The 11,337-nt window shown below is 64.1% G+C and carries 10 protein-coding genes; 8 read left to right on the top strand and 2 right to left on the bottom strand.

Features of this window, described 5'->3' with window-relative positions:
• Window positions 1-141: 141 nt before the first annotated feature.
• From secE to V5279_RS27520, 5 genes are all read left to right on the top strand, one after another.
• Complete coding sequence (gene secE, locus V5279_RS27540) at window positions 142-333, top strand: preprotein translocase subunit SecE (RefSeq protein WP_028335448.1); 192 nt, start codon at window positions 142-144, stop codon at window positions 331-333.
• Window positions 334-353: 20 nt separating this feature from the next.
• On the top strand, window positions 354-887 hold the full coding sequence (gene nusG, locus V5279_RS27535; RefSeq protein ID WP_044538613.1) for a transcription termination/antitermination protein NusG: 534 nt from the start codon (window positions 354-356) through the stop codon (window positions 885-887).
• A 130-nt stretch (window positions 888-1,017) separates the two neighbouring features.
• Window positions 1,018-1,446: a 50S ribosomal protein L11 gene (gene rplK / locus V5279_RS27530; protein ID WP_008136439.1), complete on the top strand. Its 429-nt coding sequence runs from the start codon at window positions 1,018-1,020 to the stop codon at window positions 1,444-1,446.
• A gap of 6 nt (window positions 1,447-1,452) precedes the next feature.
• Window positions 1,453-2,145: a 50S ribosomal protein L1 gene (rplA, locus tag V5279_RS27525; protein ID WP_029081784.1), complete on the top strand. Its 693-nt coding sequence runs from the start codon at window positions 1,453-1,455 to the stop codon at window positions 2,143-2,145.
• A 198-nt stretch (window positions 2,146-2,343) separates the two neighbouring features.
• Window positions 2,344-3,300, top strand: a complete 957-nt coding sequence (locus V5279_RS27520) for a 2-hydroxyacid dehydrogenase (protein ID WP_338689874.1) — start codon at window positions 2,344-2,346, stop codon at window positions 3,298-3,300.
• On the opposite strand, the gene sigJ is transcribed toward V5279_RS27520, so the two are convergent.
• Together sigJ and V5279_RS27510 are read right to left on the bottom strand one after the other, a co-directional pair.
• On the bottom strand, window positions 3,276-4,187 hold the full coding sequence (gene sigJ, locus V5279_RS27515; protein WP_338689872.1) for an RNA polymerase sigma factor SigJ: 912 nt from the start codon (window positions 4,185-4,187) through the stop codon (window positions 3,276-3,278). The genes V5279_RS27520 and sigJ overlap by 25 nt on opposite strands.
• Window positions 4,165-4,962 (bottom strand): hypothetical protein, encoded by a 798-nt coding sequence (locus V5279_RS27510; protein WP_338689870.1) that lies wholly within the window; start codon window positions 4,960-4,962, stop codon window positions 4,165-4,167. Before V5279_RS27510 ends, sigJ begins: the two co-directional genes overlap by 23 nt.
• Window positions 4,963-5,702: 740 nt before the next feature.
• Here V5279_RS27510 and rplJ point away from each other — a divergent pair.
• From rplJ to rpoB, 3 genes are all read left to right on the top strand, one after another.
• Window positions 5,703-6,221, top strand: coding sequence for a 50S ribosomal protein L10 (gene rplJ / locus V5279_RS27505; RefSeq protein ID WP_029081780.1), 519 nt, complete (start codon window positions 5,703-5,705; stop codon window positions 6,219-6,221).
• A 54-nt stretch (window positions 6,222-6,275) separates the two neighbouring features.
• Window positions 6,276-6,653, top strand: coding sequence for a 50S ribosomal protein L7/L12 (gene rplL / locus V5279_RS27500; protein ID WP_029081779.1), 378 nt, complete (start codon window positions 6,276-6,278; stop codon window positions 6,651-6,653).
• Window positions 6,654-7,096: 443 nt separating this feature from the next.
• Window positions 7,097-11,215 carry a DNA-directed RNA polymerase subunit beta gene (rpoB, locus tag V5279_RS27495; RefSeq protein WP_338689868.1) on the top strand — a complete coding sequence of 1,373 codons (4,119 nt, stop codon included), beginning with the start codon at window positions 7,097-7,099 and terminating at the stop codon, window positions 11,213-11,215.
• Window positions 11,216-11,337: the final 122 nt, after the last annotated feature.

Genomic DNA, 11,337 nt, shown 5'->3' with positions numbered 1-11,337 from the left:
GGATATCCGGCGCGGCCTAATTCCCCGAACATTCGAGCTCGTTTATCGGCTCAACCTTCAAACGAGGGCTGGGTCCGCAAGGTCGGCTGTTCGGATTCCTTGAAACGTTGCAATCGTCCGGTCACGGACGCGGATCCCACGATGGCTTTCAGCCCGTTCAAATTCCTGCAGGAAGTGCGCTCGGAGACCGCCAAGGTCACCTGGCCGACGCGCCGCGAGACGACCATCACCACCATCATGGTGTTCGTGATGGTGGCGCTGGCCTCGGTCTTCTTTTTCGCCGCGGACCAGATCATCCGCTATCTCATCACGCTGATCCTGGGCATCCACTGATGAGCATGGGAACTCAATTGATGGACAAGCGCTGGTACATCGTCCACGCCTATTCGAACTTCGAGAAGAAGGTGGCGGAATCGATCCGCGAGCAGGCCAAGCAGCGCGGGCTGGAAGAGCTGTTCGAGCAGGTGCTGGTGCCGACCGAGAAGGTCACCGAGGTGCGCCGCGGCCGCAAGATCGACGCCGAGCGCAAGTTCTTCCCGGGCTATGTGCTGGTCAAGATGAAGCTGACCGACGAGGCGTTCCATCTGATCAAGAACACCCCGAAGGTGACGGGCTTCCTCGGCGCGGAAAACAAGCCGATGCCGATCTCGGAATCCGAGGCGATGCGGATCCTGCATCAGGTGCAGGAGGGCGTGGAGCGTCCGAAGGCGTCGGTGTCGTTCGAAATCGGCGAGAATGTGCGCGTGGCCGACGGCCCGTTCGCCTCGTTCTCCGGCGTGGTGGAAGAGATCGACGAGGCGCGCTCGCGCGTGAAGGTCGCGGTGTCGATCTTCGGCCGCGCGACCCCCGTGGAACTGGAATTCGGTCAGGTCGAAAAGGTGGTCTGACGGGACAGCGTGGGGTATATGCCCCCCGTCAAGTGAGAGGCCGTGGGAGGGAGGAGGCGGTCGCCAGCCCCTTCAACCGAACCACGGAACCTGAAACCGCCGGCACCGTCCGGCACAACAGGAGTGATAAATGGCAAAGAAAGTGACCGGATACCTGAAGCTTCAGGTCCCGGCCGGTGCGGCGAATCCTTCGCCCCCGATCGGCCCCGCGCTTGGTCAGCGCGGTCTCAACATCATGGAGTTCTGCAAGGCGTTCAACGCGCAGACCCAGAAGGAAGAGAAGAATACCCCAATCCCGGTGGTGATCACGATCTACGCCGATCGTTCGTTCACCTTCGAGATGAAGACGCCCCCGATGTCGTTCTTCCTCAAGCAGGCTGCCAAGATCCAGTCCGGCTCGAAGGCGCCGGGCCGTGACAAGGCCGGCAAGGTGACCAAGGCGCAGGTGCGCGAGATCGCCGAGAAGAAGATGAAGGACTTGAATTGCGACACCATCGAATCGGCCATGAAGATGGTCGAGGGCTCTGCCCGTTCGATGGGTCTGGAAGTTGCGGGGTAACGGGCCATGGCAATCGGAAAGCGTTTGAAGAAGGCCCGCGAGGGCGTCGATCGCGAGAAGCTCTACCCGCTCGCGGATGCCATCAAGATGGTCAAGGAGCGCGCCAAGTCGAAGTTCGACGAGACGATCGAGATTGCGATCAATCTCGGCGTCGACCCGCGCCACGCCGACCAGATGGTCCGCGGCGTCGTCAACCTGCCGAACGGTACCGGCCGCACGCTGCGCGTCGGCGTGTTCGCGCGCGGTGCCAAGGCTGAGGAAGCCAAGGCCGCCGGTGCCGACGTCGTCGGTGCCGAGGACCTGGTCGAGAAGGTGCAGGGCGGTGCGATCGATTTCGACCGCTGTATCGCCACCCCCGACATGATGCCGCTGGTCGGCCGCCTCGGTAAGGTGCTCGGCCCGCGCGGCATGATGCCGAACCCGAAGATCGGCACCGTGACCATGGACGTCACCAACGCCGTGAAGGGCGCCAAGGGCGGCTCGGTCGAGTTCCGCGTCGAGAAGGCCGGCATCGTGCAGGCCGGCATCGGCAAGGCCTCGTTCTCCGAGGACAAGCTGGTCGAGAACGTCAAGGCGCTCGCGGATGCGGTCTCCAAGGCGAAGCCGGCGGGTTCCAAGGGCACCTACATCCAGCGCGTGGCGGTCTCCTCCACCATGGGCCCGGGCGTGAAGGTCGAGCCGGGCACGATCCTCGGCTGAGGTCTTTGGCCGTGACGAGATAAAGAGGGGCGGGATCGGGCAACCGGTCCCGCCCCTTTGTTTTGCCAGAGCGTTTTCGAGCGAAGTGGGTACCGGTTCGCGTGAAGAAAACGCGTCAAAACAAAAATCCAGAGCCCGTTCCGATTCAACCGGAACGGAAAAGACTCCGGGTGAGGCCTCTCGTAGGAAACAACAACAATGCCCGATAAGGTCCTGGTCTATTCGCGCTTTCCCAGAAACGAACTGGTGCGCTTCGGTGAGCGCTACGAGTTGTTGAATGCCGCGGGCAAGCGGCTGACCGAGGTGTTTTCGGCGGCGGAGCTTGGCGATATCCGGGCGATGATCACGGCGGGCGGTACCCCGCTCGGCGGTGAGGCGATGGACCTGCTGCCGAAGCTCGGCGCGATCATCTGCTACGGCACCGGATATGAGGGGATCGATCTTGCCGCCGCCGACAGGCGCGGAATTGCGGTCGGCCACAGCCCCGGCGCCAATGCCGCCTCCGTTGCCGACATCGCGGTGACGCTGATGCTGGCGGCGGCCCGCCGCCTGCCGGTCGCCGACAACTACGTCCGCAGCGGCGACTGGATCGGCGCCAAGCCGTCGCCGATGATGCGGCCGCAGGCCGGCATGCGCGGCCGCAAGGTCGGCGTCTACGGCCTCGGCGAGATCGGCCGCAAGATCGCGGCGCGCGCCGCCGCGTTCGAAACCGAGGTCGGCTATTTCAGCCGGTCACGGCAGGACGTGCCGTATCAGCATTTTCCGAGCCTCGAGGCGCTCGCCGACTGGTGCAGCGTGCTGATGATCGCGGTGCGCGCCGGTGCTGATACGGTCCATGCCGTCAATACCGTCATCCTGCGCCGGCTCGGCAGCAGCGGGATCGTCGTCAATATCTCGCGCGGCTCCGTCGTCGACCAGAAGGCGCTGGTTACGGCCCTTGCCGATCAGTCCATCGCGGGCGCCGGGCTCGATGTGTTTGCCAGGGAGCCGCACGCGCCCGACGAACTGACGGCGCTGCCGAACGTCGTGCTGTCCCCGCATATCGGCGGCCACACCCTGGAATCGCATGTGGCGATGCAGGACTGCGTGCTCGCCAATCTCCAGGCGTTCTTCGCCGGCAAGCCGCTCGCCTATCCGGTGCCGTCGGCGTCCTGACCGGCGGTCAGGCGCGGCGCGTGGCGCAGCTTGTCGGGGTTGCGGACGACGTAGATCGCCGCGATCCGATTGGTCGCGGCGTCGATCGCCAGGCTGAGCGTGTGGTCGATCTCGCCATCGAGAAGGACCAGCGCGCCTGCGCTGCCGTTGACCATCATCGGCTCGACACGGACCTCGCTGCCGGCATTCTTGCCGGCGATGCCGATGATGAAGCGGACGATCTTCTCGGCTCCCTTGATCGGGTTCAGCGCCGCCAGCTTGCGGCCGCCGCCATCGGTGATCGCGATCGCATCCTCGCGCAGCAGATCGGCCAGAGCGGAGACGTCGCCGCTGGCTGCGGCCTTGCAGAATGCCGTCAGCAATCTTGCGTGGCCCTCGGGGGGTGCTGCCGGGGCAGGGCGGCTGTCGCGCACGGTCCGCCGGGCGCGCGCCGCGAGCTGCCGGCAAGCCACCTCGCTGCGCCCGAGCGTGCGCGCGACTTCCGCAAACGGCCGGTCGAACACGTCGTGCAGCAGGAACGCGGCGCGCTCGAGCGGTGACAAGGTGTCGAGCGCCAGCATCAGGGCGAAGGAGAGATCGTCGGCAAGTTCGGTCGCTGCCTCGGCCGACAGGCTCTCGTCGAACACAGGCTCGGGCAGCCATGCGCCGACATAGACCTCGCGCTGGGCGCGGGCGCTCTTCAGCCGATCGAGGCAGAGCCGGGTCACCACCGTGACGAGGAACGCCTCGGGATTGTGAACGCCGTCGGCCGCGGCGAAGCGCAGCCAGGCGTCCTGCACCACGTCGTCGGCGTCGCTGCGGCTGCCGAGCATGCGATAGGCGAGCCCGGTCAGCCGCGCCCGATACGGGCCGAGCGGGTCGGGCTCAGGCGGCCTGCTTGATGACATCGATCTGATGGCCGGCCACGGTCACGCGGCGACACTCCCTGGCATAGCCTAGCGCCAACTTCATCATGGGGAAGATACGCCCGATTTGCAGGGCCATCGCGAGGTCGATCACGCCTTTTTCGCCCCAGCGCGCGCGAACCTCGTCGCGGCAGGTATCATCCTCCGTGGAACGCCGCACGATCGCGTCCGCGAAGCGGAAGCCGAGCGCGGTGTCCGCCGACATCGCGTCAACGTCGCGCCTGAGCACGGCCGTGACCTGCTGCTCCGCCATCCCGGCCTCGATCGCCATGTCGGCGACCAGCTGCGCGCAGGGACCGCAATCTTCGGCCAGCGCGCCGGTGAGCTTGGCGGCGAAGCAGGCTTCGACCGGCGCAACCTCGCGGCAGGCGGCGGCCTTCATCGCGCCGGCGAACTTGAAGAATGACGTCGGCGATTGCTTCAGCATCATCTCAAGATAGCTGGTGTCGTAACCGTAGCGCTTGGAATAAGCGCGCAGCATACGGCGCGCGATGAAACTACGCATGGTGTTCTCCTGATGTTCTCTTGGGCTTGGCAGGGCGGAATAGAGTGCGAGGGCCGCGGGCAGGATCACCGCGATCAGGTCGGACGCGGCATGGCGGTCATGGCCGCCGGCGATCATCGCAAGATGCAGCAGGCCATGGCCCACCAGGAACGCGGCGCCCGCGACCGCCGCGGGCCACCAGGCCGGCCGCCAGGCTCGCGCGGCGAGACCGAGCCCGGCTGCAATGAAGGCGATGCCGACGTCCTGAACCAAATGGGGGTTGAAGGGGCCGGTATCGGCGGCGCCGGGAACCAGCGACCATCAGACGGAACCGGCTGACAGCATCACCAGCCCATTGCCGAGGTTGAAGAGGGCGAGAATTCCTGCAATCCATCGTTTCATGCGAGCCTCCAGCGCCCAGACGAGCGACACCGCCGTCGTGTGACGTCGCGTCGGAGAAATTTTCGCTGGGCCGAGGCGGATCGGTGAACTGGTCTGAATTTTGCTCTTGGCAAGCAGGGCAGGACCGGCTACATAGCGCCTTCCGGGCGTGCTGGCACTTGCTGGCAGGTCCGTGCTCGCATTCCGAAAACCTGAGGTGATAGGAGATCATTCCTTTCCGCATGCCCGCAAGGATGCTCGAAAGGAAGGAAACCCGTCGCCTCCAACGGAATAAGAGCAGGGCGTTCGGCCTCGGCCGATAGCCCGATCCTGTCCAAGACTGCAGGCGCCCGCGAGAACTTCGTGTTTTCAACGGCTTAATCGCATGGCCTGCATAGACGGGTGAAGACCGGATTTTGTGCTCCACGTCGTTCGCGGCTGGGAGGCTGGTTTGGTTCGAACCTCGACAACCCATGGCCGCAAGGCTTTGGGAGGGCAGGCTTCTAGATGTCGTCTTGCCCGGCATGTCCGAAGGGTCTTGCGCCCTAAGGATCAGGTTTTGGGTGGGACGATGGGTGCAACCCGGCGGTCCTGCCTTCGCGGATAAGGCCGCCAACCGGAAAGAGCTTGCTGTGGAACGAGCGGCAAAAAAAGAGGCGGTCGGACAGCTCAACGAGGCCTTCAAGGCCACGAGCGTTGCGATCGTCGCTCACTATTCCGGCCTCACCGTAGCCCAGATGCAGAAGCTGCGCATGCAGATGAAGCAGGCGGGTGCGTCGGTGAAGGTCTCGAAGAACCGTCTCGCCAAAATTGCTCTTGAAGGCACTGACGTCGCTGCCATCGGTTCCCTGCTGAAGGGGCCGACTGTGATCGCTACTTCAAACGATCCGGTCGCGGCGCCAAAGGTTGCCGTCGAATTCGCCAAGGCGAACGAAAAGTTCGTCATCCTTGGCGGCTCGATGGGTAAAACCGTCCTGAATGTCGACAGCGTGAAGGCGCTTGCCTCACTGCCGTCGCTTGACGAACTGCGCAGCAAGATCGTGGGCCTCCTCGTGGCGCCGGCGACCAAGCTCGCTCAGCTGTCGAACGCGCCCGCGGCCAAGCTCGCACGCGTCATTCAGGCTCATGCCTCAAAGAGCGAAGCGGCCTGACCCTTCGCTAATCTCAAAACCTGGTTCGAACCAAACGTTTAAGGAAACAGATCAATGGCTGACTTGCAGAAAATCGTCGACGACCTCTCGAGCCTCACCGTGCTCGAAGCCGCCGAACTCGCCAAGCTCCTCGAAGAAAAGTGGGGCGTCTCCGCCGCTGCCGCCGTCGCGGTGGCCGGCCCGGCCGGTGGCGGTGCTGCCGCTGCACCGGCTGAAGAGAAGACCGAGTTCACCGTCGTGCTGGCTGCTGCCGGCGACAAGAAGATCGAAGTCATCAAGGAAGTCCGCGCCATCACCGGCCTGGGCCTGAAGGAAGCCAAAGACCTCGTCGAAGGCGCTCCGAAGCCCGTCAAGGAAGGCGTCAACAAGGACGAAGCCGAGAAGGTCAAGGCCCAGCTCGAGAAGGCTGGCGCCAAGGTCGAGCTCAAGTAATGCGCGATCCGGGAGCGCCGCAGGGCGCTCCCGGACCATGCAAACGGCGTGCGACGGGTTGTCGCGTAGCGCGCTGGACACAAAAAAGTGTGGGGATCCGTGGACTTAACCCTCGAATCTCCTTTATTGCCTTCCCATATCGGGTTGGCAGCGAAAAAACACGGTAGGCGGCGGGGGCGGCAGGGCACCCGGCGTAAGCCGTTGGGAGACAGTCAGATTTCGGGCTTTTTCAGTCCGTAAAGCGGAGCGTTTGGACGAGCGGGTGCAGTGATGCGCCCCGCGCGTCGTTTTGCGTTTTGGAGGAAATTGGGGCCGGGGCTGGGGATTTAATTCCTGACCCTGCGCTTCGTTCCTTCGGGACGATTCGAAAATTCAACCCGGGGCCGATGGCAGTCGCTCCCGGAAGGTTCGCCCCACAAAGGCGACGAAAATGAGAGGCCACGATGGCGCAGCAGACATTTACCGGTCGCAAACGCGTACGCAAGTTTTTCGGTCACATCAAGGAAGTCGCCGAGATGCCGAACCTCATCGAGGTTCAGAAGGCGTCCTATGACCAATTCCTGATGGTTGACGAGCCGGCCGGCGGTCGCCTCGACGAGGGCCTGCAGGCGGTGTTCCGCTCGGTGTTCCCGATCTCGGACTTCTCGGGCACCTCGATGCTCGAATTCGTCCGCTACGAGTTCGAACAGCCGAAATATGACGTCGACGAGTGCCGCCAGCGCGGCATGACCTTCGCTGCGCCGCTCAAGGTGACGCTGCGCCTCATCGTGTTCGATATCGACGAGGAAACCGGCGCCAAGTCGGTCAAGGACATCAAGGAGCAGGACGTCTACATGGGCGATATCCCGCTCATGACAATGAACGGCACCTTCGTGGTCAACGGCACCGAGCGCGTCATCGTCTCGCAGATGCACCGTTCGCCCGGCGTGTTCTTCGACCACGACAAGGGCAAGACCCATTCGTCCGGCAAGCTGTTGTTTGCCGCGCGCGTGATTCCGTATCGCGGTTCCTGGCTCGACATCGAGTTCGACGCCAAGGACATCGTGTTCGCGCGCATCGACCGCCGCCGCAAGCTGCCCGTGACCTCGCTGATGTACGCGCTCGGTCTCGACGGCGAGCAGATCCTGTCGACCTTCTACAAGAAGATCACCTACAAGCGGACCAAGGAAGGTTGGCGCGTTCCGTTCGACGCCAACCGCTTCCGCGGTTACAGCACCATCAACGACCTGATCGACGCCGACACCGGCAAGGTGGTGCTCGAGGCCGGCAAGAAGCTGACCGTGCGCAGCGCGCGCCAGATGCAGGAAAAGGGCCTCAAGGCGCTGCGGATGTCGGACGAGGAGCTCGTCGGCAACTATCTCGCCGAGGACCTCGTCAACCCGAAGACCGGTGAAATCTACGCCGAAGCCGGCGAGGAGATCACCGAGAAGTCGCTCAAGGTGCTCAACGAGCAGGGCTACAAGGACCTGCCGCTGCTCGACATCGACCACGTCAATGTCGGCGCCTACATCCGCAACACGCTCTCGGCCGACAAGAACATGACGCGTGAGGACGCGCTGTTCGACATCTACCGCGTGATGCGTCCGGGCGAGCCGCCGACGCTGGATTCCGCGCAGGCGATGTTCCAGTCGCTGTTCTTCGATGCCGAGCGCTACGACTTGTCCGCGGTCGGCCGCGTCAAGATGAACATGCGCCTCGAGCTCGATGCGCCCGATACCCATCGCACGCTGCGCAAGGAAGACATCCTGGCGGTGATCAAGACGCTGGTCGACCTGCGCGACGGCAAGGGCGAGATCGACGACATCGACCACCTCGGCAACCGCCGGGTGCGCTCGGTCGGCGAGCTCATGGAGAACCAGTACCGGATCGGCCTGCTCCGCATGGAGCGTGCGATCAAGGAGCGCATGTCGAGCGTCGATATCGACACCGTGATGCCGCAGGACCTGATCAACGCCAAGCCCGCGGCTGCCGCGGTGCGCGAGTTCTTCGGCTCCTCGCAGCTGTCGCAGTTCATGGACCAGACCAACCCGCTGTCGGAGATCACCCACAAGCGGCGTCTGTCGGCGCTTGGTCCGGGCGGTCTGACCCGCGAGCGCGCCGGCTTCGAAGTCCGCGACGTGCATCCGACGCATTACGGCCGCATCTGCCCGATCGAAACGCCGGAAGGTCCGAACATCGGCCTGATCAACTCGCTGGCGACGTTCGCGCGCGTCAACAAGTACGGCTTCGTCGAGACGCCCTATCGCAAGATCAAGGACGGCCGGGTCACCGACGAGGTGGTCTATCTGTCGGCGATGGAAGAGGGCCGCTACCGCGTCGCGCAGGCCAACGTGCCGCTCGATGCCAAGGGCCGCTTCACCGACGATCTGGTGGTCTGCCGCCATGCCGGCGAAGTGCTGCCGGTGACGCCGGACAAGGTCGACTACATGGACGTGTCGCCGAAGCAGCTGGTTTCGGTGGCCGCGGCGCTGATCCCGTTCCTCGAGAACGACGACGCCAACCGCGCGCTGATGGGCTCGAACATGCAGCGCCAGGCGGTGCCGCTGGTTCGCGCCGAGGCGCCGTTCGTCGGCACCGGCATGGAAGGCGTGGTCGCCCGTGACTCGGGCGCGGCGATTGCCGCGCGCCGCTCGGGCGTGATCGACCAGATCGACGCCACCCGCGTCGTGATCCGCGCCACCGAGGATCTCGATCCGACCAAGTCGGGCGTCGATATCTACCGGCTGATGAAGTACCAGCGCTCCAACCAGTCGACCTGCATCAACCAGCGTCCGCTGGTGAAGGTCGGCGACATCGTCAAGAAGGGCGACATCATCGCTGACGGTCCGTCGACCGATCTCGGCGAGCTCGCGCTCGGCCGCAACGTGCTGGTCGCGTTCATGCCGTGGAACGGCTACAACTTCGAAGACTCGATCCTGCTCTCCGAGCGGATCGTGAAGGACGACGTGTTTACGTCGATTCATATCGAAGAATTCGAAGTGATGGCCCGCGACACCAAGCTCGGGCCTGAGGAAATCACCCGCGACATTCCGAACGTCTCGGAAGAAGCGCTGAAGAACCTCGACGAAGCCGGTATCGTCTACATCGGTGCGGAGGTCCGCGCCGGCGACATCCTGGTCGGCAAGATCACGCCGAAGGGCGAGAGCCCGATGACGCCGGAAGAGAAGCTGTTGCGCGCCATCTTCGGCGAGAAGGCCTCCGACGTCCGCGATACCTCGCTGCGCGTGCCTCCGGGCGTGCAGGGCACCATCGTGGAAGTCCGCGTGTTCAACCGCCACGGCGTCGACAAGGACGAGCGTGCGCTGGCGATCGAGCGGGAAGAGATCGAGCGTCTGGCCAAGGACCGCGACGACGAGCAGGCGATTCTGGACCGCAACGTCTACAACCGCCTCGCCGAGCTGCTGGAGAACCGCCAGGGCATCGCCGGTCCGAAGGGCTTCAAGAAGGATACCAAGATCACCCGTGCGGTGCTCGACGAGTATCCGAAGTCGCAGTGGTGGCTGTTCGCCTCGCCGAACGACAAGCTGATGGCCGAGATCGAGGCCATGCGGAAGCAGTACGACGAATCGAAGAAGGGCCTCGAGCAGCGCTTCCTCGACAAGGTCGAGAAGCTGCAGCGTGGCGACGAGCTGCCGCCCGGCGTGATGAAGATGGTCAAGGTCTTCGTCGCGGTGAAGCGCAAGATCCAGCCCGGCGACAAGATGGCCGGCCGTCACGGCAACAAGGGCGTGGTGTCGAAGATCGTGCCGATCGAGGACATGCCGTTCCTCGAGGACGGCACGCATGCCGACATCGTGCTCAATCCGCTCGGCGTGCCTTCGCGCATGAACGTCGGTCAGATCCTTGAGACCCATCTCGGTTGGGCCTGCGCCGGCCTCGGCAAGCGCATCGGCCAGACCATTGACGCCTACTATCAGAAGCAGGACCTCAAGCCGCTGCGCGAGACCCTGAAGAAGATCTACGGCGAAGATGAAACCATCAAGTCGCTGAACGACAACGAGTTGGTCGAACTCGGCCGCAATCTGAGCCACGGCGTGCCGATCGCAACGCCGGTGTTCGACGGCGCCAAGGAAGCCGACATCGAGGAGATGCTGAAGCTCGCGGGCTTCGACGCCTCCGGCCAGTCGACCGTCTATGACGGCCGCACCGGCGATGCGTTCGATCGCAAGGTGACGATGGGCTACATCTACATGCTCAAGCTGCACCATCTCGTGGACGACAAGATCCACGCGCGTTCGATCGGTCCGTACTCGCTCGTCACCCAGCAGCCGCTGGGCGGCAAGGCGCAGTTCGGCGGCCAGCGCTTCGGCGAAATGGAGGTCTGGGCGCTGGAAGCCTACGGCGCCGCCTACACGCTGCAGGAGATGCTGACCGTGAAGTCGGACGACGTCGCCGGCCGTACCAAGGTGTACGAGGCGATCGTGCGCGGCGACGACACCTTCGAGGCCGGTATTCCGGAATCGTTCAACGTGCTGGTCAAGGAAATGCGCTCGCTCGGCCTCAACGTCGACCTGCACAATTCCAAGGTGGGACCGGCGTCGACGTCGGAAGCGGCCGAGTAACGCAGTGATCATGCCCGGCGCGAGAAGCGCCGGGCCTTCGCACTCCGCTCGGACGTTGGGCGGGGCGCGCGCTGAATAAAATTTCGAATTTGCTGCCGGTGACGATCGGCACGCGAGGAGAA

Origin of the sequence: Bradyrhizobium sp. 26S5 (assembly GCF_036923295.1) — a bacterium.
GTDB lineage: Bacteria > Pseudomonadota > Alphaproteobacteria > Rhizobiales > Xanthobacteraceae > Bradyrhizobium > Bradyrhizobium septentrionale.
The sequence above is the reverse complement of the archived record's forward strand: the minus strand, read 5'-3'. Positions and strand labels throughout refer to the sequence as shown.

Bases quoted from the DNA above. Each gene is read 5' to 3' on its own strand.
- nusG (WP_044538613.1), top strand. From the start codon at position 354: ATGGACAAGCGCTGGTACATCGTCCACGCCTATTCGAACTTCGAGAAG.
- rplL (WP_029081779.1), top strand. From the start codon at position 6,276: ATGGCTGACTTGCAGAAAATCGTCGACGACCTCTCGAGCCTCACCGTG.
- rpoB (WP_338689868.1), top strand. From the start codon at position 7,097: ATGGCGCAGCAGACATTTACCGGTCGCAAACGCGTACGCAAGTTTTTC.
- rplA (WP_029081784.1), top strand. From the start codon at position 1,453: ATGGCAATCGGAAAGCGTTTGAAGAAGGCCCGCGAGGGCGTCGATCGC.
- sigJ (WP_338689872.1), bottom strand. From the start codon at position 4,187: ATGTCATCAAGCAGGCCGCCTGAGCCCGACCCGCTCGGCCCGTATCGG.
- rplK (WP_008136439.1), top strand. From the start codon at position 1,018: ATGGCAAAGAAAGTGACCGGATACCTGAAGCTTCAGGTCCCGGCCGGT.
- secE (WP_028335448.1), top strand. From the start codon at position 142: ATGGCTTTCAGCCCGTTCAAATTCCTGCAGGAAGTGCGCTCGGAGACC.
- V5279_RS27520 (WP_338689874.1), top strand. From the start codon at position 2,344: ATGCCCGATAAGGTCCTGGTCTATTCGCGCTTTCCCAGAAACGAACTG.